Raw genomic sequence first — 22,196 nt, 5'->3', positions numbered from 1 at the left:
TGTTCTGGCTGGCCGCGCTGATCATCGTGCTGGGCGTCCTCAAATGGACCGGGCATCTGGGCTGACGCCGGGTCCGGTGCGGCTTATTCTTCGGTCGCCGTGACGGTTACCGGCAGTTCGCCGCCGATCTCCACCGCCTTGGTCTCCTTGTCGAAGACGCAGACAATGCTCGCCGTGTCGCTCGAGACAATGGCGAGGCCAAAGCTCTCGCTGCCGAAGGGGTCGACCACGACGCTGGCATCGGTGAAATAATCCGCCGTTGCCGCAAGGCAAGCTTCCTCGACCTCGGCGGCGAATTCTTCCCAGGCATCGCCGGAGGCGGCAGCGGCGCCGCCAATTCCGGCAAGGGTCAGGGCGATCAGGGCAAGTGGCTTCAGCATGGTTAGTCCTTGGCTGTTGATCCACTCGCCCTAGACCCGCATTCAGGCATTTTGTTGCCATTCCGGCAGCGGGAAGATGCGGTCATAGGCCCAGTTAAAGACCAGCGCATAGCCCATGTAGAAAAGCGCAAAGGCCAGGTCCATGACAAAGGCCTGCCACAGCGTGATCCCGAGATAGAGCGCGATCAGCGGCATCAGCATGAGCAGGAGGCCGATCTCGAACAGCACGGCATGCAGCACGCGCAGGGGCGCGGTCTTCAGTGTCGTGCCGGCAAAACGGTTCATCGCCTTGTCGAAGCCGAGATTGTAGACATAGTTCCAGAGCATGGCGACGGTGGCGCTGCCCACGACGATGACGGCGCTGTCGCCGGCATGCATGTGGAAGGCGAAGGCCGCCAGTGGCGTCGCGATCAGAATGCCGATCACTTCAAAGGAAATGGCGTGGCGGATACGGTCAGCAGTGGTGCGCATGGAATTCTCCTATCGAATTCCGGGCCGTCCCGATCGCTGACCCAAACTGGGGGAGGCCGTCCTCGCTTCGGGGAGGGATATAGGCTGCCCCGCCCAGAGGGGCAAGGATTTTCGGGCATTTCCGATATGCCGCTAGCGCAGGGCAAACACCCCTGAGCGCACCGGCGCGGGCCCGCCCATGTCCGGCACGTCATATTCGGCGATGAGCTCCAGCCGATCGACCGGCAGGTCGCGTCGGAATGGATCGCCCACCAGCACCTTTGCACCGCGCCCGGCCAGTTGGGTCAGCAGAGGCAGGGTCTGAGCCACCACGTCGGCGCTGTAGAAGACATCGCCCGCCAGCACGACATTGACCTGGGGCAGGCCCGGCGCTGTCCAGAGGTCGAGCGCCACGCCATTGGCCTCGGCATTGAGTTTCAGCGCCACCTGACCGATCGGATTGGGCTCTAGGGGAAGCACGGTGCGGGCGCCCGCCTTCATCGCTGCAATACCCACGAGGCCCGATCCGGCGCCGAAATCGAGCACGCTCCTGCCCGCTACCACTTCGGGATGGTCATGGAGGTAAAGTGCCAAAGCCGCGCCGCCGCCCCAGGCATAGGCCCAGTAGGGCGGCTCGTTGTCCTGCCCTTCGCCGGCCAGCCAGGCATTGATGCCGCTCTGTGGGGTAGGCGTATGGATGGAAATATCGGGCCGAAAGGGCATGGCCCGCAAGACCATGCGCTCGCGGATGAACTGTTCCGCGCGTGCTATGCGGGCAATTGGCACGCATCCACCCATCTGTTGCCGCATAGGTCCGCCAGTCGGTCGACCGTCAATTTCACCGAGGCATGCGTATCGCCGCCGGCGGGGATGACGAGGTCGTAAATCTTCAGCGACGTGTCGAGATAGATCGGCAGCGGCGCGGGCAGGCCGAAGGGGCAGACGCCGCCCACCTGGTGGCTGGTGAGGCGTAGCACATCCTCGGGACCCAGCATGCGCGGACGCCCACCAAAGGCAGATTTCGACTTCTGGTTGTCGAGCCGCGCATCGCCGCGCGTCACCAGCAGCACCTCCTCGTCCTTGACGCGGATGCAGAGCGTCTTGGCGATCTGCCCCGGCTCCACTCCATGCACGTCGGCCGCCAGTTGCACAGTGGCAGTGGACTGGTCGGTGACCATGACGGTGAGATCCGGCGCGCGGGCAGCGAGATCGGTCTGGACGGATTGGAGGCTCATGGTGCTTCTTCAGTCTCTCACTTGTCGTCATTGCCCGGCTTGTCCGGGCAATCCAGTCACTGGCGGTATGGACCACCCGGATGAACCGGGTGGTGACGATGAACATTTGGTCTCTGCTAGAATAGATCCGCCAGCCGCGTCTCATACTTGAACCGCGTCTTTTCCCGGATCGGGGTAGTCAGGGCGCGGCGCATGAAGTCGAGCGGAATGTCCTTCGTCACGTCGAAGGCCATGAGGTCCGAGACGGTGATGCGTTCGCCCGGATAAGGAGTGATGACGACCTCTTCACCGGCCTGCACGGTGCCTGGTTGCAGCACCCTGCAATAGGCGCCGGGCCGATTGGCCCTGTGGAAGCGCTTGACCCAGAATTTATCGCCCATCTTGGCAGCGAAGGTGACGCAGGGCGTGCGGTGGTATGTGACTTCCAGCAGCGTATCACCAATCGCGAAGCGATCGCCGATGGCAGTCGATGCGCTGTCCGTTCCCACGATCGTCAGGTTCTCGCCGAAGAGACCGGGCTGCGGCGCATAGCCCAGTTCGCCGCTCCACCAGTCATAATCGTCCTGGAAATACACGTAGATCGCCTGGTCGCTTCCGCCATGGAGCTTGCGGTCACCGATCACGTCGCCCGGAATGCCGCTGGAGGTGATCACCACAAGGCCGGTTGCGGGCTCCTTGTAGATGCCCGTCGTTGTATGTGTTCCCGGAATGACGCCGTCCCGGCCGATATTGACGCTGAGAAGGTGTGCCACGTTATTTCTCCCGGGCTGCGAAATAGCGGGCCGTGGCGCGTAACCCATCGGCCTTGGGCCCAAAGGTGCGCAGCGCCAGCAGGGCCTCGTTGACAGTTGCATCGAGCATCTTGCGGGCGCCATCGACGCCTAGCCGGGCCACCACCGTCTGCTTGCCCAGGGCGGCGTCCTTGCCGGTGGCCTTGCCCATGGCTTCGGCAGTGGCGGTGACGTCGAGAATATCGTCGGCCAGTTGAAAGGCACGACCGGCCGCCTCGGCATAGGCGGTGAGGGCGGAGAGCGCCCGCGGTTCAGCCCCGCCCAGGATGGCGCCCATGCGCACCGCGGCGCGGATCAGGGCGCCCGTCTTCATGGCCTGCATCACGGCGATGTCGCCTTCGGAAAAGCCACTCGTCTCGCCCTCGATATCGCGCATCTGCCCGCCCACCATGCCGCCTGCGCCGCTGCCGGCAGCCAGTTCGGCGACGAGGCGGATGCGCACTTCGGCATCGGCATGGGTGGATGGGTCGGCCAGCATGGCGAAGGCGTGGGTGAGCAGCGCATCACCAGCGAGGATCGCCGTGGCGTCATCGAACGCCTTGTGCACGGTCGGGCGCCCGCGCCGCATGTCATCGTCGTCCATGGCGGGCAGGTCGTCGTGCACCAGCGAATAGCAATGCACCATTTCGACGGCCAGGCCGGCCGGCAAGCTGAGGTCGCGCGGCACCGAAAAGATCGCCGCGGCCTGCCGCACCAGCAGCGGGCGCAGCCGCTTGCCGCCTTCGAGACTGCCATGCCGCATGGCTTCGACCACGCGGTCCGATGCCGGACCGGGCCCGGAGAGCCGCGCGCCCGAAAGATAGTCTGAAAGCCCGGCCTCGACGGAGCGGGCGCAATCGGCGCTGTCGGCGGAAAAGTCGTACATGAGGATGTGCTAGCGTTTTGGGATGGGGGCGGCAAGACCCCCTCATCCGCCCTTCGGGCACCTTCTCCCGCCAGGGGAGAAGTGGATTCCGAGTGCGATCGGCCACCGGGCTCCCCCTCTCCCCTTGCGGGAGAGGGTGGATCGGCCGCAGGCCGAGACGGGTGAGGGGTTGCTTCCCCGCACACACCACTCCATGAAAGCACCATGCCCCGGCGCAAGAAAACCCTCTGGCGGATCCTCCGCATTCCGCTCGGCATGCTGGCCGTGCTGGTGGCCATTCCGCTGCTGCTGACGCCGCTTTATCTCGTGGTGCAGCCGGTCTCCGTGCCGATGCTCACGCGCCTCGCCACCGGGCAGCCTGTTACGCGGCACTGGCGGGATATCGATGATATTTCCGATCGCCTGAAGGCCGCCATCATTCTCTCCGAGGACGGACAATTCTGCCGCCATTGGGGCGTCGATGTCGCGGCGCTCAAGGACGAGGTCCAAAACTACCTTGCCGGACGGGAAGCGAGGGGCGCCTCGACGCTCACCATGCAGGTGGCGCGCAATCTCTTCCTTTGGAACCACCAAAGCGCGCTGAGGAAGGCGCTGGAAGTGCCGCTGGCGGTCTATATCGACCTGGTGCTGCCCAAGAAGCGGATCATGGAAATCTATCTCAACATCGCCGAATGGGGACCGGAGGGCGAATTCGGTGCCGCGGCGGGGGCGCTGCGCGCCTTCGGGCGCGAACCGCAGAACCTCGACTGGCAGACGGCGAGCCTCCTGGCCGTCACTCTGCCCAATCCCATCCTGCGCGATCCGGCGCGCCCCAATGTGGGCCTCCTGCGGGTGGCCGGCATTGTCGAGGAGCGGGCGCGCCGATATGTCGATCGGGCTGCTTGCGTGGGGGCCAATGGCCGGCTGGCGCTCTGATGACCTTGCAGGCGGCACTGTCTGGTTGTATATACAATCCGGAACGGGAGTATATACATGGCATTTTACATCCGGGACGAGACGACTGATGCTGCGGTGCGCAGGCTGGCCCGTCTCAAGAACCAGAGCCTGACCGAGGCGATCCGGCACGCGGTGGAGGCGGAATATGAACGCCAGCGCGAAAGGGTGCCGCTGGCGGAACGGCTCGCGCCCCTTGTCGGCCGCTACCGGGCTTTTCCCAAGACGGGTGCGGAGGCCGACAAGGCGTTTTTTGACGCGCTTTCGGGCGACGAGTGATGTTTGTCGATGCCTCGGCCGTCATTGCCATTCTCGGCGGTGAGGATGACGCCAATAGTCTGGTGCAGAAGCTCGAGCGGGCACAGCGGGCGCTGATGTCGCCTCTGGCCCTTTACGAAACAGTCGCGGGTTTGGCGCGGAAACGCGATTGTAGCGTGGAGGAAGCGCAGGCCCTGGTCGATGTCTTCATCGAGGAGGCACGGGTGGAGGTGGTCGAAATTTCCTCCACCATCGGCCGCGCGGCCATTGCGGCTTTTGCACAATACGGCAAGGGCCGGCACAAGGCCGATCTCAATATGGGCGACTGCTTTGCCTATGCCTGTGCCCGCATTCATGGCGTGCCACTGCTGTTCAAGGGCAATGACTTCATGCACACCGATATCGATCGTGGCTAGGGCAAGAATCCCCTAGCCAATCCTTTCGTTCTGCTCTATAGACCCCACCAATCCTGCAGAGAGACCGTCTCTGGCCGCTTTTGGCGGCACAACGATTTTGAATTTCGGAGTACCGACCATGGCAGTGCCAAAACGCAAGACCTCGCCGATGAAGCGCGGTTTCCGTCGCTCGGCCGACGCGATTGCCAACCCGACCTATGTCGAAGACAAGGATTCGGGTGAGCTGCGCCGTCCGCATCACGTTGATCTCAAGACCGGCATGTATCGCGGTCGCCAGATCCTCGCGGCAAAGAACTAAGCCGAAAGGCGAGCGGGCGCTGATGCGCTTTTTCTGATATTTCGACGGCCGGCCCCCACAAGGGTCGGCCGTTTTGTTTTTCCTGCCGCCAGCAAGGGCGGCCAAACCGGAGCAGAGGCTAGATGAGCACGCGCGTCGAATCGGACACCATGGGCCAGATCGAGGTTCCGAACGATAAATACTATGGCGCGCAGACCGCCCGCAGCCTCATGAATTTCGATATCGGCGGGGAGAAGATGCCCACCGAGATCATCACCGCCTTCGGCATCCTCAAGAAAGCCGCAGCACTGGCCAATCACAAGCTCGGCCTCATGGACGAAGCCACCCGCGACCTCGTGGTCGCTGCCGCCGACGAGGTGATTTCCGGCCAGCTCAGCGACCATTTCCCGCTGGTGGTCTGGCAGACCGGCTCGGGCACCCAGTCCAACATGAATGTCAACGAGGTCATTTCCAACCGCGCCATCGAAATGGCCGGTGGAGTGATGGGCACGAAAAAGCCCGTCCATCCCAATGACCACGTCAATATGAGCCAGTCGTCCAACGACACCTACCCCACCGCCATGCATATCGCGGCGGTCGAGGCGGTGGAGGGCTATCTCTACGAACGCGTCGAGTTGCTGCGCAACACGCTCAACGCCAAGTCCGAGGCGTTCATGGACGTGGTCAAGATCGGCCGCACCCATCTTCAGGACGCGACGCCCCTGACCCTCGGGCAGGAAATTTCCGGCTGGGTGGCGCAGATCGACTATGCCATGGCCGCCATCAAGGCGACGATGCCGCAATTGAAGGAACTGGCTCTGGGCGGCACCGCCGTCGGCACGGGCCTCAATGCCCATCCTGACTATGCCGTGGCCGTTGCCAAGGAAATCGCCACCCTGACCGGCCGCGATTTCGTCACCGGCCCCAACAAGTTCGCGCTTCTTGCCGGGCACGACGCCTTTGTGGGCACGTCGGGCGCGCTGAAGCAGCTCGCCGTCGCCTTCATGAAGATCGCCAATGACGTGCGCTGGCTGGCTTCCGGCCCGCGTTCGGGCCTCGGGGAAATCACCATTCCGGAAAACGAGCCGGGCTCCTCGATCATGCCGGGCAAGGTCAATCCGACCCAGTCCGAGGCCATGACCATGGTAGTCGCCCAGGTCATGGGCAATGACGCCGCTATCGGTTTTGCCGCGTCACAGGGCAATTTCGAGCTCAACGTCTTTAAGCCCGTCATCGCCTACAATTTCCTGCAGACCGTGCGGCTCCTCGCCGATGCGGCCAAGTCGTTCAACGACAATTGCGCCGTGGGCATCGAGCCCGACCACAAGCGCATCAAGCAGCTCGTCGACCAGTCGCTGATGCTGGTCACCGCGCTCAACCGCAAGATCGGTTACGACAACGCTGCCAAGATCGCCAAGACCGCGCACAAGAACGGCTCCACCCTCAAGGAAACCGCGATCGACCTGGGCCTGCTCACCGCAGAAGAATTCGACGCCGAGGTGAAGCCTGAGCAGATGGTCGGCCCGCTCAAGCTCAAGAAGCTCTGAGACGAAAGGCTCCAGCCTCCCCTCGTTAAGGGGGAGGTTGGCTTGGGCTAGCCGCTAACCTTTGGCCGCCGCCTCGATCCTGGCGATGTCGATCTTCTTCATCGTCATCATCGCTTCGAAGGCGCGCTTGCCGGCGTCGCCGCCCATGGCCATGGCGGCGCTGAGGGCGCGCGGCGTGATCTGCCAGGAGAGGCCCCACTTGTCCTTGCACCAGCCGCACATGCTCTCTTCGCCGCCATTGCCGACAATGGCGTTCCAATAGCGGTCCGTTTCGGCCTGGTCGTCGGTGGCGATCTGCATCGAGAAGGCCTCGGAATGCTTGAAGGCCGGGCCGCCATTGAGGCCAATGCAGGGGATGCCCATGATGGTGAATTCCACCGTCAGCACCTCGCCTTGCTTGCCCGATGGATTGTCGCTCGGCGCGCGGTGCACGCTGGTCACCTTGGTGTCGGGAAAGGTCGCGGCATAGAAATTGGCCGCCGCCTCGGCGTCCTTGTCGTACCAGATGCAGATGGTGTTCTTGGCCTGGGCCATGATGTCGTTCTCCTCGATCGATGTGCCGGCCCTAGCATGGCCTGCACGGTAGCGACGGTCCAGCATGCGCCGCTTCGACATGCCCTTTCGCGTCTGCGCAAGCTCTGGCATGGTGGCCAAAATCCTGGAGGCCGCGCCGTGACCGAAACCGTGATGATCCCTCATACTTCCGCGCGCACCCGGCGCCGCGGTGGCTTCATCTTCCCGCTCCTGGCCGTGCCCTTCGTGCTCTACAACATCGTGGTCTTCGTGTTTTTCGGCGGCAATCCGGTCAACTGGGCCGCGGGGCTCTTTTCGCTGCCCATGCCCTCGGGCATGCCCTGGGCAATCACGGCGGGCGATTTCCTGCTCGTCGTCGGCGTGCTGCTGCTCTTTGTGGAAGTGCTCAAATCCACCAATTCGGCGCGCTCGTCGATTATCGAGCACATGCTCTCCATGGTGGTATTCGTTGCCTTTCTCGTCGAATTCCTGCTGGTGGGCGCCGCCTCCAGTTCGGTCTTCTTCCTGCTCATGGTGATGAGCCTGATCGACGTGGTGGCGGGCTTTACCGTCTCCATCACCAGCGCCAGCCGCGATGTCGAGATGAACTAGGCCGCGGTCCCTACGCCACGACCGTCTTGCGATAGCCCTGCGGCATGCGCCGCTGCGTCAGCCGCGCCGTCTGTCCATAGGCGCCGACGGCGCCCTCGGCGGTGCCCATGCGGCGGGCGCGCTGCGGCGCCATATGGGCGCGCGCGGCAATGAGCTGGCTGACAAAGGCGGCGTTGGGGGCGGAAAAAGCCAGCGATGGGCGCGGCGCAGCCAGGCCCAGTGCCATCGGCAGGCCGGAGGAAACTGTCTCGCTTTGCACCGGATCGGACATCGACCGTACCATTTCGGGCCGCCCCGTGCCGGAATGGCACAGGCCTAGCGGGCTCATACCCCCTTAGGGGCAATCACCGTGCCAGATGGTAACGTTTCGTTAAGGAATATCGATCCCCCGAACGGGTGGGTTCACAGGGAAAGCTGCATGACGTGGCGTCGCGTGCCTTCCCGTCCCGTCTCGGTAAAGCCGGCCCGCTCGAAGGCGGGGACAAAGCCCATATGCCGGTAGCTGGGGGAGTCCGGATCGACCGGGTAGGCTTCCAGCAGCCGTGCCTTGCGCTTTTTCGCATAGGCGATGGCGCCAGCAATGAGCCGGTTGGCCATGCCCTGGCCGCGTCGGGCGCGGGGGATGAAGAGGCAGGTGATGGACCAGACCTTGTCCGTGTCCTCCACCCCGCCCAGCTTGCGAAACGTGTCCTTGGGCGCCAGCGACACCCAACCAACCGGCTCGCCTTGTTCATAGGCGAGAATGCCGATGGGCACCTTGCCCGAAACCCGCGCCAGGATCTGCTTCCTGCGCTCGGGGCTCTTGCTGTTGCGGATTTCCTCGGGCGTCGCCCGGAAGGCCATGCACCAGCACCAGTTCGGGCCGCCTTTCGCCCCGAACAGCTTCTCGAAATCACCAACAGTCTTTTCCGTCACCGGTTTGAATGTCAGCGTGTCCGGCATGGCTCAGAAATTGTCCTTGCCCTTGCGGATGGCGGCGAACACCTCGGTCGGATCGGCGCCCTCGAGGCCATAATGCCTGGCCAGTTCCGGCGCGTCGGCGCGGAGAAACGGATTGGCCTTCTTGTCTTCGCCCAGATTGAAGGGAATGGTCGGCCGCCCGGCAAGGCGCAGGCGGTCCACTTCGGCGGCGCGGGCCTTGAGCGCCGCGTTATCCGGATCGATGGAGAGCGCGAATTTCGCGTTGCTCTGGGTGTATTCGTGGCCGCAATAGACCAGAGTTGCATCGGGCAGGTCGCGCAGGCGCTTGACCCCCTCCCACATCGGTCCCGGCGTGCCCTCGAACATGCGCCCAACGCCGAGAGAAAACAGCGCATCGGCGGAGAAGAGGTGCCCGCCATCCTGGTTGTAGAACACCACATGCCCCAGCGTGTGGCCGGGCGTGGCGATCACGGCAAAGCGGCTGTCGCCCAGCTCGATCACGTCGCCGTCGCCCACCAGTTCGTCGAGCCCTTCGATCTTGTCGGCCTCGTCGCGCGGCCCGACCACCCGGGCGCCGAAGACGGCCTTGAGTTCGCCGATCGCTTCCACGTGGTCGATATGGTGGTGGGTGATGAAGATGTCGCTCAGCGTCCAGCCCCGGTGGAGGAGGGCATTGCGGATCGGGCCGGCCTCGGGCGCGTCGATGGCCGCAGTGCGGCCGGTGGCCTCGTCATGCACCAGATAGCCGAAATTGTCGCTGCGGGCGGGAAACACGTCCACGATCAGGCCCATAGTCATCTCCTTCAATTCAATTGCCCGCAAGCTAGGGAGCCGGGCGCCGCGTGACAACCTCGGATTGGACAAGTCCCCGTGGCTTTGGCAAGTTCCTGATATGACCAGCGATGTCGTCCGCCTCATCGGTTACTACAAGTCCCCGCTCGGGCGCCTTTCACGGGCGCTGGTGCGCGAGCAGGTCATTGCCCTGGCCGGCGATGTCGCCGGGCGGCGCGTATTGGGGTTGGGCTTTGCCACGCCCTATCTGCGTTTCACCCTGGGCGCGGCGGAACGGGTCGTGGCTTTCATGCCCGAGCGGCAGGGGGCGTCGGCCTGGCCGCGCGAGGGTCCGTCGCGCACCGTGCTCTGCGATCCCCTGGAAATGCCGCTCACCGATGCCGCCGTCGATCTCACCATCGCCATCCATGCGCTCGAACATGTGGCCGATGCCGAGGAGCTGATGCGCGAGCTCTGGCGCATCACCGCGCCCAATGGCCACCTGCTGCTGGTGGTGCCGCGGCGGCGGGGCATCTGGGCGCAGCGCGACAATACCCCCTTCGGCCAGGGTAATCCCTATTCCGGCGGGCAGCTCGACAAGCTCCTGCGCGACCACTCCTTCGTGCCGGAAGCCTGGCGCGATGCGCTGTTCCTGCCGCCGCTGCAATCGCGGCTGGTGCTCAAATATCCCCGCTTCTTCGAGCGGTTCGGCCGCATTTTCGGGCCGGCCATGAGTGGGGTCATCTGCATCCGCGCCCGCAAGGAAGCTTTTCCAGCCATTCCCCGCCGCAAGCGCGAAGCCCGCTATGTCCGCGTGCCCGGCCTCAGCGCCGCCACCGCGCGGAGCGGGTAAATTGAACATTGTCACTGTCACCCTCCCCCTTGAGGGGAGGGTAGTGAAGCTTGGTGCGTAGCAGCTAGCGAAACTAGGGAGGGGGTGATTGTCCCAACTGGCGCGCAAATTAAGAAAGAACCCAACACCAGCGGAGGTCCGGTTCTGGAAAATCATCGCAAGCTTGCGAAGCCAGTATCATTTTCGCAAGCAGGTCCAGATGGGCCCGTATGTGGTAGACTTCGCTAGTCATGCAGCAAGATTGGTCGTTGAGATCGACGGCGAAACGCATTTCGTAGGCGACGCGCCGCACAAAGATGCCACACGCGATGCGGCCTTGGCCGCGCATGGCTATCGAGTTCTGAGAATTCCCAATGACGAGGTGATGCGAAACCCTGACGGTGTGTTTCGCGCGGTTATTCTGGCACTAAAAGGTCCGGTCGACCAAGCTCCCCCTCCCCAGTTCCGCTAGGTCCTCACGGACCAAGCTCCACTACCCTCCCCTCAAGGGGGAGGGTGGCAGCGAGAGCATAAAGGCACACACAGCCTTTGCCTTTGCCACCGCCTTTCACTATGGTCCGCGCGGCTTTCCTGCCTGTCACGAAGTGCGTCATGACCGCTCCAAACCGCCCCACGCCGCAGCCCGGCATTCTCGATATTGCGCCCTATCTGCCGGGCAAGTCCGGCAAGCCGGGCAGCAAGGCGATCAAGCTCTCGGCCAATGAATCCCCGCTCGGGGCCAGCCCCAAGGCGCTGGCCGCCATGATCGAGGCGGCGGCGCATCTCGAAATCTATCCCGAGGGCTCGTCGCGCCTCCTGCGCGAGGCGCTGGGCGAAGTGCATGGCATCGACCCGGCCCGCATCGTCTGCGGCAATGGCTCGGACGATCTCCTGCACCTTCTGGCGCAGGTGTATTTGGGCGAAGGCGACGAGGCGGTAATGAACCGCTATGGCTTTTCGGTCTATCCGATCATCACCAGGGCAACCGGCGCATCGATCGTCATGGTCGAGGAGGCCGATTATCGCGCCGATGTCGATGCGCTCCTCGCTGCTGTCACCGAGCGGACCAAGGTGGTCTGGCTCGCCAACCCCAATAACCCCACCGGTACCTATCTGACGCAGGCCGAAGTGGCGCGGCTCCATGCCGGGTTGCGGCCCGACATTCTCCTCGTCATCGACAGCGCCTATGCCGAATATGTCACCGCCGCCGACTATTCTGTCGGGCTCGACCTGGTCGATGCGCACGACAATGTCGTCATGGTCCGCACCTTTTCGAAGATGGGCCTCGCCGCTGCCCGCATCGGCTGGATGGTGGGTCCCGACCATGTGGTCGATGCCATCCACCGCATCCGCGGGCCGTTCAATGTCAATCTGCCGGCGCAGATGGCCGGTGCCGCCGCGGTGCGCGATGTCGAGTTCACCGCCCGCCTTCGCGAACACAATGCCCAGTGGCGCGACTGGCTGACAGCGGAACTGTCCGGCAATCGCATGCGCGTCGTGCCGAGCCAGGCCAATTTCGTCATGGTGCTGTTCGACACGCCCGAAACCGCGGCCCGCGCCTTCGAAACGCTGGCCGAAGCTGGCTATATCGTGCGCGAAATCGGCGTGTCCTACGGCATTCCGCTGGCGCTGCGGATTTCCATCGGTTCGGAAGAGGCCATGCGCGGCGTGGCAAATGTGCTCAAATCCATGGACGAAACCCGATGAGCGTGCATTTCAAGAAACTGGCGCTGGTCGGCATCGGTCTTATCGGCTCGTCCATCGCGCTGGCGGCGCGGCGGCAGGGCCTGGTGGACGTCATTTCCATCGCCACGCGCCGGCAGGAAACGCTGGACGAGGCGCGCGCCCTCGGGCTTGGCGATATCTACACGCTCGATGCCGCCGAGGCCGTGCGCGGCGCCGATCTCGTCATTCTCTGCGCTCCGGTGGGCGCCTATGGCGCGCTGGCTGCGGCCATCGCCCCGGCGCTGGCGCCCGGCGCCATCCTGTCCGATGTCGGCTCGGTCAAGGAACACGTCGTCAGGCAAGTCGGCCCGCATGTGCCCCCGGGCGTCAGCTTCATTCCCGGCCACCCCATCGCCGGCACCGAGCATTCAGGGCCCTCGGCCGGCTTTGCCGAGCTCTTTGCGGGGCGCTGGTGCGTCCTCACCCCCACAGAAGGCGTGCCCGAAGCCGATACGGCTAAGCTCGTCGCCTTCTGGCAGGCCATGGGCTCGCAGGTCGAGTGCATGGATGCCGCGCATCACGACATGGTGCTGGCCATTACCAGCCACATTCCGCATCTCATCGCCTACAACATCGTGGGCACGGTGGCCGATCTCGAAGCTTCGACGCAGTCCGAAGTCATCAAATTCTCGGCGTCGGGCTTCCGCGATTTCACCCGCATCGCCGCTTCCGATCCGGTGATGTGGCGCGACGTCTTCCTCACCAACAAAGAAGCGGTGCTCGAAATGCTCGGCCGCTTCAACGAGGACCTGTCGGTGCTGCAGCGCGCCGTGCGCAATGGCGATGGCGCGGCGCTTGAAGCCATGTTCACCCGCACCCGGGCCATTCGCCGCTCGATCATCAATGCCGGCCAGGAAACCGCCGCGCCCGATTTCGGCCGCCCGCACGAAGCCCCGCCGGTGCCCGAGCCGACGCAAGTCCGCGACCATGGCGGCGGGGATGATGCTTGAACGCGTGCCTTCGGCCAAATCGCTCCGGTGAAGCGATCTGAGCGTCCAAGGCGAGGAAAGCTATGCTTGAATGGCTGGCCCGATACTTCCCCCATCGTCACCACCCGGCTTGACCGGGTGGTCCATGCGATGCCCGGTCAAGCCAGGCAATGACGAAGGCATGGATGGTTTTGCGTCTTTGGAGCGCGAAAACAGCGGCGCCTTCTTCACCTCTCCCTTTGGGGGAGAGGTCGGCGCGCCGCGCCGGGTGAGGGGGCCTTGCCACTCAGTTTGCCGAAGCCCCCCTCACCCCACCCTCTCCCCCATAGGGAGAGGGGGCGCAGGAACCGACAAATTGAGCTTTAGAACAGCGGCGCCAGTTGCGCGATCGGCACCAGTCCCGACGACAGGGCGCCGCCGCCGAAATTGAGCTGGTTCTTGTGGCGGCCGTCTTCGCCGGGAACGCCGAGCACGAGGGTCCGCCACGGTTCTTCGAGGTAGGGACCGATGCGCTCGGCGACGCCGAGGGAGTCGATTGCGATACTGCCGGTGGGGAAGCCGCTGGCGTCGAGCGCCAGCTCGCCCGACGCGTTGAGGTCGGCCGTGCCGTCATCGGCCCGAATGCCGACGACGCGCAGCCTGCCGCCGGCCGCCTGCCAGTCGGGCAGGAACGGCACGATACCCCAGTCCCTGATGTCGTCGATGAGTCCGGTCAGTTCGAGCTCCACCTCGGCATTGGTCTTGGCAAGAGCGATGCCGGGGGCTTCCACGTCGGTTGCCTTGAGATAGCCGGCCAGCGCCGCGCGCCGCGTGGTCGCGTCATGCTGCTCGGGCATGTCGAGCAGGTGCAGCTCCACCGCCGGCGCGGTGGCGATCACCGTTTCCCCGAACAGCAGATCGGTCCACTGCATCGCATTGGCGACGAGCGACACCCTGGCAATGCGCCAGTCGTCGAGCCTGAGGCTCCCTTCCATGCTGGTCCACGACAGGCTCTGCTCGAGCCCGGTAAAGGCGTCCGAAATACGGGCCGGACCGGCGGCCGAAGCCAGGATATGGTTGGGGCGCCAGACCATGGCGCTGGCCCTGAGCCCAGGGATTTCGACCAGGAGGTCGCCCGACACCACTGCCGCATTGGTGCAGGCGATGTCGAAGCGGAAGGGGAAGCCGCTCACGTCCAGAGTGCCGCATTGCAGTTGCGGCGCCGTCTCGCCATCGCCCAGCGCCAGCAGGTCCACCTGCTGGCGGATCTGGCCGGCGACAAACAGCCAGCCGGCGCTCCAGACGAGGACAACGAGTAGGACAACACTGCCCAGGATGATGATTCGTTTTTTCATGGCTTCTTCTTAACCGCGACGCCCGCCTGTCAGAAGCGGGTTTGCGTGCCGCATTTCTGCTGGCATCACCATGCAGCACTGTTCTTGCCGGTCGCGATGCCCGGCGCTAGCCTAGTGAGGAAAGTGGTTGCGCTATGGCAAAGGCAATGGACGAGACGGATCCGGGCAGCACGCGGTGGGTTTTCGGCTACGGGTCGCTGATCTGGAATCCGGGATTTTCCTTTCTCAGCGCCCAGCTTGGCCTACTGCGGGGGGCGCATCGCTCGCTCTCGATCATTTCGCATCATCATCGGGGCACGCGCGACACGCCGGGCCTCGTCTTCGGGTTGACGCGTGGCGGCTCGTGCCGCGGCATGGTGTTCGAAGTCTGCGCAACGGCCTGGGCCGAGGCGCGGGCCTATCTCGATGCGCGCGAACTCGTCACCTCGGTCTATCGCGATGTCTGGCGCCCGGTCACTCTCGCGGATGGGCGCCATGTCAGGGCGCTGACCTATGTGGTCGACGAGGCTCATGAACAGTTTGCCGGGCAATTGAGCGTCGAGCAGCAACTGGCCATGATCCGCGCCGGGGTGGGCATTTCGGGCCGCAATGTCGATTACGTGCTCAATACCGCCCGTCACCTCATGCAATTGGGCATTCGCGACAAGGCGCTGATGACCCTGGCGCGGCAGCTCGAGGCCGACGCGCCCGAGGACAAGGGTCAGGCGGCCTGAGCCGCCAGCCGCGGGGCCGGCACGGCCTGTTCGAGATCCCAGATGGTGGCCAGCCGGTCGTCGGCGGCGTCGAAGCGGAAGACATGGCTGGCGCAGTCGAGCGCCAGGCGGAAGCGCGTGCGGCTCATCGGATCGGCGACGAGGTCATCGGCCGAGCCGACCCAGAGCACATTGCCGCCTTTGGCAATGACATAGAGCGCGGCTTCTGCCATGGCGAAGCTCTCGAGACTTTCGACGCTGAGCGCATAATCGCGGCCCGACTGGCCGATCCAGTGCGCAAGCGCCGGCTGCCGTCGTGTGTGCTGCGCGAGATTGGCGAAATACACCATGGTGTTCCCCTGCGTCCCAGAGAAGAACAAAAATAGAACAAATTGCAGGCAAGGTCAACGGCTGCCGGTGCAACTTCTATAGGTATGGGTGTGTTCGCAGTTTACGTCAATATCTAGTGGGTCGGGGCAGGGCGAACGGCATCTACCCGTGCCTTGAGCCGCGCATCGAGCGGCCTGCCGATGCCCTGGTCGATGGCCTCGAGGGTGAGGCGGGTCGATTCGGCCTCGATGACGTCGTGCAGCCGCTGGCGGAACTCTTCCGGCGCGAGGCCCGGCGCGATCGGCGGCAGGAATTTCGCCCGCGCGGTGCCGGGCCAGATGACGAGGCTGTTGCGGCCCCAGAACAGGCCCGAATTCAGCGCCACCGGCACGACCGGTACGTTGAGCTCGGTATACATGCGCACGATGCCCTGCCGGTATTCGGCCGGGGCCAGCACCGCCTTGCGGGTACCCTCGGGATAGATGACGATGCGGCAGCCGCGATCGATGGCGGCTTTCGCCTGCTTGATCATTTCCGGGATGGCCTGCCCGCCCTTCTGGCGGTCGATCTCGATGCAGTCGAGCGAATGGGCCGCCCAGCCGAAGAAGGGGATGCGCATCAGCTCCTTCTTGGCGATATAGGCCGGCCGCCCGGTATGCGGAAAGATCGCGAAAATGTCCCAGTCGGACTGGTGCTTCGAGGCGATGATGCAGCCGCCGGGCGGGATGTGTTCGGCGCCCTCGACATGGGTGCCCATGCCGGTGAGCTTGAGATACTGGATGTTGGACCAGCACCACCAGCGGGCGATGGCCCAGCCGAAGCGCGTGCGTCCGAAGATGATGCCCACCGTGCCCGCGAGGATGGCGCAGATCACCGTCTGCCCCAGAAAGATCAGGTAAAACAGCGCGGTGCGGATCGCCTGGAACGCGGCCTTGATCGACATGGGTCCTCCGCCTTATCCGGCGCCTTTATCCCTCATAGCCGGGCGCGCCGCGCTTGGCGAGGGTTTAGGAGGCTTCGCTGAGATACCGCCTGACGGTCGTGCGCGAGGTGACGGCGGTCAGCACCGCCATGACCGGCACGATCAGGAGGATGAAGATCATGCCGTCCCAGCCGAGCAGGAACGAGCCGAACAGCGCCCCCACCTGCGCCGTGGCTTCGCTGGGCAGCACGCTGCCGGCGGCGGCGCCGATCAGCAGGAAGAAGAGGATGGCCAGCAGCGCTCCGAGGAAACCGCCCTGGAGGCCGATGGAGAGGAACCGCCCCTGGAATTCGCCGGCAATGAATTTGTTGGACGCGCCGATGAAGTGCAGCACGTCGACGATCTCGCGATTGGTCGCCATGGCGCCGCGCGTGGCGAAGATGATGGCGAGCACGGTGGCGACGCCGATCAGCCCGAGCACCAGAAGGCCCGAGATTACGACGGTGCCGGCCATGGTGTTGAGCTGCTGCCGCCAGGCGGCATGGGTATCGAGGCTGGCGCCCTTGATGGCCGAAAGATTGCGCTGCAACTGCTCGATATCGGCCTCGGCCGGATCGGAAAGCTGCACCACGACGAGCCGTGGAATGGCGATGGCCGAGAGGTCGAGGCCGGCGCCGAGCCAGGGTTCGAGCAGGGCCTGGCTTTCCTCGATGGTCAGCGCCCGTGCTCCGGCGATGCCGGGGGTCGACTGGGCCAGCGACACGGCGGTACGCAGGCTCGATTCCATCACCTCGCCCTCGACCGGACGGATCTGGATGGTCAGTTCCCGGCCCACATCGGCGGACCAGGCAATGGCCGATTTCTGCACCAGCACCACCCCGCCCAGCGTCACTGCCGACAGAAAGGCCATGATGGTGACGAGCAGCAGCAGGGTGCGCCCGGCTACGCTTTTTTCGGGCACGATGGGCGCGGCGCCGCCACGGCGGGGCAGTCTTGCGAGCACGTTCCTAACCATGGATGGTCAGCTCCCCCTTGTTGAGCACCATGCGCGGATAGGGAAAGCGATCGAGCAGCGGCAATTCGTGGGTGGCGAGGATGATGGTCATGCCCAGCGTCCGGTTGAGCTCGGCAAAAAGATGCACGAGGCGGCTCGAAAGGTCCGGATCGACATTGCCGGTGGGCTCGTCGGCGAGCAGGATCTTGGGCCGCGCGATCACGGCGCGGGCAATGGCGGCGCGCTGCTTTTCCCCGCCCGAAAGCAGGGTCGGCAAAGCGTGCATGCGTTCCCCCAGGCCCACCCATTCGAGCAGCTCGGTGACATTGGGCCGGTATTCGCTTTCGGGTTGTCCCAGAACGCGCAGCGGCAGCGCCACATTCTCGAAGGTGGTGAGGTGGTCGAGCAGGCGGAATTCCTGGAACACGATGCCGATATGGCGCCGCATCTGCAGAAGGGCGTCCTGGTCGAGATTGCCGACATCCTCGCCGAACATGGTGACCTTGCCGCGGCTGGGGCGGACTGAGAGCAGCAGCAGTCTGAGGAGGCTGGTCTTGCCGGCGCCCGAAGGGCCGGTCAGGAAGTGGAACGAGCCCGGCTCGATCGAAAAGGTGAGGTCTTTGAGGATTTCGGGGCCATTGCCGTAGCGCAGGCCCACATCGGAAAACTCGATCAAGAACGGGTGCTCCCCAGCTCGTCCGGCGGCATTGGCGTCATCGCGGCGAATCAGCGTTTGGCCGCATCATAGCAGCCGCGCGCAAGCCCCGCGGCATGGCCCGGTCATTGGCCGGGGGAAAGCGGCACAATTTTGGTCGGGGCGCGGGTTTTGGGTCGGGTTTGAGGAGTTTTAACCCCGCCGGGGATAGGGTCGCTGACCATTCCGGGATCGCGTCAGGCCTGATGATCATCACCTGCCCACATTGCCAGACCAAGTACCAGGTGACCTATGAGGCCATCGGGTCGGCCGGTCGCAAGGTGCAGTGCGCCCATTGCCATCAGGCCTGGAACCAGGACCCGGTGCCGCAACCGGTTGTGCGGTCTGCCGACGCAGTCCGGAACGACGCGCTGTTCGAGGCCATGGCCGAGGATGCGCTGGACGACGCCATGGCGGCCGAAGCCAGCGCCGTAGCCGCCGAGGCCCCCAGGGTCGCAAAGCCTGCCGCCGCACCGTCGCGGGCGCTGCCCGGCACCGATGCGGCAGAGCTGCAGAAGCGCCAGCAGGCGTTCAACCGGCGCCAGAACGCCATGATTTCGAGCCTGCCGCTGGCGCGATTGCGCCGCGCCGCGCGCTTGGCCGGCATCGTGCTCCTCGCCGGCCTTGTAGGCGGCGCCTGGTTTGGCCGGGTGGCCATTGTCGAGCGCTATCCCGACATGGCGGGCGTCTATGAAGCCGTCGGGCTCGGCGTCAATGTCGTGGGCCTCGATTTCTCCAATCTCGAAACCCTCAAGGCGCTTTCGGCCGGCAATGAAGTGCTGACCGTCTCCGCCCAGATCGTCGGCCTCGAGCCGCGTCCGGTGGAAGTGCCGCCCGTCGTCATCAGCCTGCTCGATGCCGGCGGCAGCGCCGTCTATGAATGGAGCGTGGCGCCACGCGTCTCCAACCTGATGGCGGGCGAGCGGGCCACTTTCGATACCAGGCTTTCCCTGCCGCCCAGCGAGGCGGTGCGGGTGCGCCTCAGTTTTGCCGGTCGCGGCGCCACCTCGACCACCGCCACCACGGAAACCGCGCCGGCCGATGCTGCCGTGCACGTGTCACCTCCCGCCGAACCCTCGCATGCGGCCCCGTCCGCCGGACATGCCGATCCCGCCGCCGAACCGGACCATGCGCCGGAACCGGCGGCCACCGAACACCATTAGGAGAGCGTCATGGCTCGCATCCTTGTCGCCGAAGACGATCCTTCGGTCCGCGCCTTTGTCGTATCCGCCCTCACCATGAAGGGCCACGAGGTCATTGCCGAGGAAGACGGCGGCCTCGCTGCCGAAACCATGGAAGCCGAGGGCGGGCGCTTCGACCTGCTGCTCACCGATATCAAGATGCCGGTCATGGATGGCATTGCGCTGGCCTTGCAGGTGGGCGCCAGCTATCCCGATGTGACCATCCTGATGATGACCGGCTTTGCCGACCAGCGCGAGCGCGCCCATGGGCTCGACGCCCTCATCTACGACGTCATCGCCAAGCCCTTCACACTGGCCGATCTGCTGGCCAAGGTCGACGATGCGCTCAACGGCGTTCCGGTCGAAGTCGTGCCGCTGGCCCGGCGCGGATTGCAGTAAGCCGTCCACCCCACCCACTCTCCCCCTGAAGGAGGGGGGATGCGGCTGCGCTGCATCAGGGACGCTGCCTGAGACCCAATCCGTCCTCCTCAGGGGAGGCCGGGTCTGGGTGCCTGATCCTGCGCGCCCTAATTGTGTCCGCTCGCCATTGGGTGACGGCACATCGCGCGGCTTCCCGGCCGATCACATCTCCGCCTCTCTCATTGTAGCCGGCACTGTCTACTGCTAACTGTATAGAGCAGAGTTTCGATCAGTATTGTCTCGGTAGGTTGGAGTCTCGATCAACCTATTGGTTTCTCTTTATCAATAACGTTCAGGAGAAAGACTTATCGTGCGCATCGTTTTTGCAAGTCTCGCGGTTGCCGCCTGCCTCTACCCCGGCTTCGCCGCCGCCCAGCCCAATCGCCAGGGCCAGATCGTGCAGGACTACATCAAGCAGAGTACGGACCTCTACTTCGGCACCGGCAACGCCGCTCCTGCCGGCGGCGGCACCACTGGCCCAGCGCCGGCCGCACCGGCTTCCAACATGGCCAAGGTCACCGGCGACGTCGACCTCTACGACGCTCCCGGCGGCAGCGGCTCGGTCATCGGCATGCTCAATGCGGGCAGCAGCGTGCCCCTGATGCAGTGCCGGGGCGACAACTGGTGCCAGGTGCAGGGTGGCTGGGTCTGGGGCGACTTCCTCAGCCGCTAGGCGCGGACCAGGAACAGAAAGTGTGGCTGCGGGGGCCTTGCCTCTACGCCTCCAGCGCCAAGGCCCTTCGTTCCCTCCCCTCGAGGGGAGGGTAGCGCAGCTGGGCCATCGGCCCTAGCGAAGCTGGGGTGGGGTGATTTTCAGCACCTGTCACCCCACCCTCGGTCCCTCCCCCTCAAGGGGAGGGAGGCGCAGGGGGCGCGACCTTCGCGCTAGACCCAGTCCGGCACGCTATCCAGTGCCAGCAATTCGTCCAGTGACCTGCGCGGCCGGATGACGTGCCAGCGGTCGCCATCCACCAGCACTTCGGGGATCAGCGGGCGGGAATTATAGGTCGAGGCCATGACCGCGCCATAGGCGCCGGCGCTCATGACCGCCAGGAGGTCGCCCTCCTTGACCCCGGCAATGGTGCGACCCTTGGCGAGATAATCGCCGGTTTCGCAGACCGGCCCGACAATGTCCCCGGTGATCGGCGGGAGGTTGGACGGGTTCACCGGCTGGATATCGTGGTGGGCTTCATAAAGCGTGGGGCGGATGAGATCGTTCATCGCCGCGTCGACGATGATGAAGTCGGCCTCGCCCTCTTTCACATATTCCACCTTGGTGACCAGGATGCCGGCATTGCCCACCAGCAGCCGCCCCGGCTCGATCACCAGCGAACAACCGAGCTGCCCGACCTTGTCGCGCACCACCGAGGCATAGGCCTGCGGGTGGGGCGGGGCGTCCTCGTCGACATTATAGGGAATGCCGAGACCACCGCCCACATCGACATGACGGATATCGTGGCCATCGGCGCGCAGCGCCTCGACCAGTTCGGCCATGAGGCCGAAGGCATTGCCGAAGGGTTCGAGATCGGTGATCTGCGAGCCGATATGCATGTCGACGCCGACGGCCTCGACATTGGGAAGCGCGGCAATGCGGGCATAGACCTCGAGGGCCCGCTTGAACGGGATGCCGAACTTGTTCTCGCTCTTGCCGGTCGAAATCTTGGCATGGGTGCGCGCGTCGACATCTGGATTGATGCGGACCGAGACATGCGCCGTCCTGCCCATCGCCGTGGCGACGCGAGAGAGGCGTTCGAGCTCCGGCTCGCTTTCGAGGTTGAAGCACTTGATGCCGACTTCGAGCCCGCGGCGCATCTCGGCTTCGGTCTTGGCGACCCCCGAAAAGACGATCTTTTCCGGTGCAATGCCGGCGGCCAGTGCCCGTTCGAGCTCGCCCAGCGAGACGACGTCGGCGCCACAGCCCTCCGAGGCCATCAGCCGCAACACCGCCTGGTTGGAATTGGCCTTCATGGCATAGGCCATCAGCATGGGAATGCCGTCAAAGGCCTCGCGCACCACCCGCACATGCCGGCGCAAAGTGGCGCTGGAATAGACGTAGAAAGGCGTCCCCACCTTCTCAGCCAGCTCGTTGATATCAACGTCCTCGGCATGGAGCACGCCATCGCGGTGAGTGAAGTGGTGGACCATTTTTGCCCCGCTCTCCCAACACCCACTTT

At 64.6% G+C, this 22,196-nt stretch carries 30 protein-coding genes; 14 read left to right on the top strand and 16 right to left on the bottom strand.

Translation table 11 applies throughout. From position 1 onward, the window contains the following. Window positions 1-83 precede the first annotated feature (83 nt). From JEQ47_RS16255 to JEQ47_RS16230, 6 genes are all read right to left on the bottom strand, one after another. A complete protein-coding gene (locus JEQ47_RS16255; protein ID WP_198877478.1) occupies window positions 84-380 on the bottom strand; it encodes a hypothetical protein in 297 nt (98 codons plus the stop codon). A 42-nt stretch (window positions 381-422) separates the two neighbouring features. Then, the gene (locus tag JEQ47_RS16250; protein ID WP_198877477.1) at window positions 423-851 is read right to left on the bottom strand and encodes a PACE efflux transporter; all 429 of its coding nucleotides are present in this window, start codon (window positions 849-851) and stop codon (window positions 423-425) included. Window positions 852-983: 132 nt separating this feature from the next. Then, window positions 984-1,616 carry a class I SAM-dependent methyltransferase gene (locus JEQ47_RS16245; protein WP_328769360.1) on the bottom strand — a complete coding sequence of 211 codons (633 nt, stop codon included), beginning with the start codon at window positions 1,614-1,616 and terminating at the stop codon, window positions 984-986. Beyond that, window positions 1,598-2,065, bottom strand: coding sequence for a YbaK/EbsC family protein (locus tag JEQ47_RS16240; protein ID WP_198877475.1), 468 nt, complete (start codon window positions 2,063-2,065; stop codon window positions 1,598-1,600). Before JEQ47_RS16240 ends, JEQ47_RS16245 begins: the two co-directional genes overlap by 19 nt. Window positions 2,066-2,181: 116 nt before the next feature. Beyond that, a complete protein-coding gene (locus JEQ47_RS16235) occupies window positions 2,182-2,817 on the bottom strand; it encodes an MOSC domain-containing protein (protein WP_198877474.1) in 636 nt (211 codons plus the stop codon). A 1-nt stretch (window position 2,818) separates the two neighbouring features. After that, on the bottom strand, window positions 2,819-3,721 hold the full coding sequence (locus tag JEQ47_RS16230; protein ID WP_198877473.1) for a polyprenyl synthetase family protein: 903 nt from the start codon (window positions 3,719-3,721) through the stop codon (window positions 2,819-2,821). Between the two features lie 204 nt (window positions 3,722-3,925). Here JEQ47_RS16230 and JEQ47_RS16225 point away from each other — a divergent pair, with 204 nt between their 5' ends. From JEQ47_RS16225 to fumC, 5 genes are all read left to right on the top strand, one after another. After that, on the top strand, window positions 3,926-4,636 hold the full coding sequence (locus JEQ47_RS16225) for a biosynthetic peptidoglycan transglycosylase (protein ID WP_198877472.1): 711 nt from the start codon (window positions 3,926-3,928) through the stop codon (window positions 4,634-4,636). 57 nt (window positions 4,637-4,693) lie between these two features. Further along, window positions 4,694-4,933, top strand: coding sequence for a type II toxin-antitoxin system VapB family antitoxin (locus JEQ47_RS16220; RefSeq protein WP_198877471.1), 240 nt, complete (start codon window positions 4,694-4,696; stop codon window positions 4,931-4,933). Next, a complete protein-coding gene (locus JEQ47_RS16215; RefSeq protein ID WP_198877470.1) occupies window positions 4,933-5,328 on the top strand; it encodes a type II toxin-antitoxin system VapC family toxin in 396 nt (131 codons plus the stop codon). Before JEQ47_RS16220 ends, JEQ47_RS16215 begins: the two co-directional genes overlap by 1 nt. Before the next feature lie 118 nt (window positions 5,329-5,446). Further along, on the top strand, window positions 5,447-5,626 hold the full coding sequence (gene rpmF, locus JEQ47_RS16210) for a 50S ribosomal protein L32 (RefSeq protein ID WP_086471861.1): 180 nt from the start codon (window positions 5,447-5,449) through the stop codon (window positions 5,624-5,626). A 122-nt stretch (window positions 5,627-5,748) separates the two neighbouring features. Then, window positions 5,749-7,152, top strand: a complete 1,404-nt coding sequence (gene fumC, locus JEQ47_RS16205; protein WP_198877469.1) for a class II fumarate hydratase — start codon at window positions 5,749-5,751, stop codon at window positions 7,150-7,152. A 54-nt stretch (window positions 7,153-7,206) separates the two neighbouring features. Here fumC and JEQ47_RS16200 read toward each other — a convergent pair whose 3' ends face one another. Next, window positions 7,207-7,686 (bottom strand): VOC family protein, encoded by a 480-nt coding sequence (locus JEQ47_RS16200; RefSeq protein WP_198877854.1) that lies wholly within the window; start codon window positions 7,684-7,686, stop codon window positions 7,207-7,209. Window positions 7,687-7,824: 138 nt separating this feature from the next. Here JEQ47_RS16200 and JEQ47_RS16195 point away from each other — a divergent pair, with 138 nt between their 5' ends. Next, a complete protein-coding gene (locus tag JEQ47_RS16195; protein ID WP_328769353.1) occupies window positions 7,825-8,277 on the top strand; it encodes a hypothetical protein in 453 nt (150 codons plus the stop codon). A 10-nt stretch (window positions 8,278-8,287) separates the two neighbouring features. On the opposite strand, the gene JEQ47_RS16190 is transcribed toward JEQ47_RS16195, so the two are convergent. The 3 genes from JEQ47_RS16190 to gloB all read right to left on the bottom strand — a co-directional run bounded on the left by JEQ47_RS16190 (window position 8,288) and on the right by gloB (window position 9,990). Beyond that, window positions 8,288-8,605 carry a hypothetical protein gene (locus tag JEQ47_RS16190; RefSeq protein ID WP_198877468.1) on the bottom strand — a complete coding sequence of 106 codons (318 nt, stop codon included), beginning with the start codon at window positions 8,603-8,605 and terminating at the stop codon, window positions 8,288-8,290. Between the two features lie 74 nt (window positions 8,606-8,679). Then, window positions 8,680-9,219 (bottom strand): GNAT family N-acetyltransferase, encoded by a 540-nt coding sequence (locus JEQ47_RS16185; protein WP_198877467.1) that lies wholly within the window; start codon window positions 9,217-9,219, stop codon window positions 8,680-8,682. A 3-nt stretch (window positions 9,220-9,222) separates the two neighbouring features. Beyond that, the gene (gloB, locus tag JEQ47_RS16180) at window positions 9,223-9,990 is read right to left on the bottom strand and encodes a hydroxyacylglutathione hydrolase (protein WP_198877466.1); all 768 of its coding nucleotides are present in this window, start codon (window positions 9,988-9,990) and stop codon (window positions 9,223-9,225) included. Window positions 9,991-10,090: 100 nt separating this feature from the next. On the opposite strand from gloB, the gene JEQ47_RS16175 reads away from it, so the two are divergent. From JEQ47_RS16175 to JEQ47_RS16160, 4 genes are all read left to right on the top strand, one after another. Then, entirely contained in the window at window positions 10,091-10,822 is a 732-nt protein-coding gene (locus tag JEQ47_RS16175) for a class I SAM-dependent methyltransferase (RefSeq protein ID WP_198877465.1), read from the top strand. 88 nt (window positions 10,823-10,910) lie between these two features. Next, on the top strand, window positions 10,911-11,273 hold the full coding sequence (locus tag JEQ47_RS16170; protein WP_198877464.1) for an endonuclease domain-containing protein: 363 nt from the start codon (window positions 10,911-10,913) through the stop codon (window positions 11,271-11,273). Between the two features lie 140 nt (window positions 11,274-11,413). Then, entirely contained in the window at window positions 11,414-12,508 is a 1,095-nt protein-coding gene (gene hisC, locus JEQ47_RS16165; protein ID WP_198877463.1) for a histidinol-phosphate transaminase, read from the top strand. Further along, on the top strand, window positions 12,505-13,476 hold the full coding sequence (locus JEQ47_RS16160) for a prephenate/arogenate dehydrogenase family protein (RefSeq protein ID WP_198877462.1): 972 nt from the start codon (window positions 12,505-12,507) through the stop codon (window positions 13,474-13,476). The genes hisC and JEQ47_RS16160 overlap by 4 nt, the downstream gene beginning before the upstream one ends. A gap of 341 nt (window positions 13,477-13,817) precedes the next feature. Here the strand turns inward: JEQ47_RS16160 and JEQ47_RS16155 are convergent, their stop codons facing one another. After that, complete coding sequence (locus tag JEQ47_RS16155) at window positions 13,818-14,789, bottom strand: DUF2125 domain-containing protein (RefSeq protein WP_198877461.1); 972 nt, start codon at window positions 14,787-14,789, stop codon at window positions 13,818-13,820. A gap of 134 nt (window positions 14,790-14,923) precedes the next feature. On the opposite strand from JEQ47_RS16155, the gene JEQ47_RS16150 reads away from it, so the two are divergent. Beyond that, the gene (locus tag JEQ47_RS16150; protein WP_236020921.1) at window positions 14,924-15,502 is read left to right on the top strand and encodes a gamma-glutamylcyclotransferase; all 579 of its coding nucleotides are present in this window, start codon (window positions 14,924-14,926) and stop codon (window positions 15,500-15,502) included. On the opposite strand, the gene JEQ47_RS16145 is transcribed toward JEQ47_RS16150, so the two are convergent. The 4 genes from JEQ47_RS16145 to ftsE all read right to left on the bottom strand — a co-directional run bounded on the left by JEQ47_RS16145 (window position 15,490) and on the right by ftsE (window position 18,403). Continuing rightward, complete coding sequence (locus JEQ47_RS16145; protein WP_198877460.1) at window positions 15,490-15,831, bottom strand: hypothetical protein; 342 nt, start codon at window positions 15,829-15,831, stop codon at window positions 15,490-15,492. The genes JEQ47_RS16150 and JEQ47_RS16145 overlap by 13 nt on opposite strands. Before the next feature lie 113 nt (window positions 15,832-15,944). After that, window positions 15,945-16,754, bottom strand: a complete 810-nt coding sequence (locus JEQ47_RS16140) for a lysophospholipid acyltransferase family protein (protein ID WP_198877459.1) — start codon at window positions 16,752-16,754, stop codon at window positions 15,945-15,947. Between the two features lie 64 nt (window positions 16,755-16,818). Beyond that, the gene (locus JEQ47_RS16135; RefSeq protein WP_198877458.1) at window positions 16,819-17,748 is read right to left on the bottom strand and encodes a cell division protein FtsX; all 930 of its coding nucleotides are present in this window, start codon (window positions 17,746-17,748) and stop codon (window positions 16,819-16,821) included. Then, window positions 17,741-18,403, bottom strand: coding sequence for a cell division ATP-binding protein FtsE (gene ftsE, locus JEQ47_RS16130; RefSeq protein ID WP_198877457.1), 663 nt, complete (start codon window positions 18,401-18,403; stop codon window positions 17,741-17,743). The genes JEQ47_RS16135 and ftsE overlap by 8 nt, the downstream gene beginning before the upstream one ends. 224 nt (window positions 18,404-18,627) lie before the next feature. Here ftsE and JEQ47_RS16125 point away from each other — a divergent pair, with 224 nt between their 5' ends. The 3 genes from JEQ47_RS16125 to JEQ47_RS21095 all read left to right on the top strand — a co-directional run bounded on the left by JEQ47_RS16125 (window position 18,628) and on the right by JEQ47_RS21095 (window position 20,695). Continuing rightward, a complete protein-coding gene (locus tag JEQ47_RS16125) occupies window positions 18,628-19,584 on the top strand; it encodes a zinc-ribbon domain-containing protein (RefSeq protein ID WP_198877851.1) in 957 nt (318 codons plus the stop codon). A gap of 9 nt (window positions 19,585-19,593) precedes the next feature. Continuing rightward, window positions 19,594-20,001 (top strand): response regulator, encoded by a 408-nt coding sequence (locus JEQ47_RS16120; protein ID WP_198877456.1) that lies wholly within the window; start codon window positions 19,594-19,596, stop codon window positions 19,999-20,001. A 331-nt stretch (window positions 20,002-20,332) separates the two neighbouring features. Beyond that, window positions 20,333-20,695 (top strand): SH3 domain-containing protein, encoded by a 363-nt coding sequence (locus tag JEQ47_RS21095; RefSeq protein WP_198877455.1) that lies wholly within the window; start codon window positions 20,333-20,335, stop codon window positions 20,693-20,695. A gap of 212 nt (window positions 20,696-20,907) precedes the next feature. Here JEQ47_RS21095 and lysA read toward each other — a convergent pair whose 3' ends face one another. Then, window positions 20,908-22,167, bottom strand: a complete 1,260-nt coding sequence (gene lysA / locus JEQ47_RS16110; protein WP_198877454.1) for a diaminopimelate decarboxylase — start codon at window positions 22,165-22,167, stop codon at window positions 20,908-20,910. Window positions 22,168-22,196 lie beyond the last annotated feature (29 nt).

This window comes from Devosia sediminis (assembly GCF_016411825.1).
Classification (GTDB): Bacteria; Pseudomonadota; Alphaproteobacteria; order Rhizobiales; family Devosiaceae; genus Devosia; species Devosia sediminis.
This window is presented reverse-complemented; position numbering and strand designations above follow the sequence as displayed.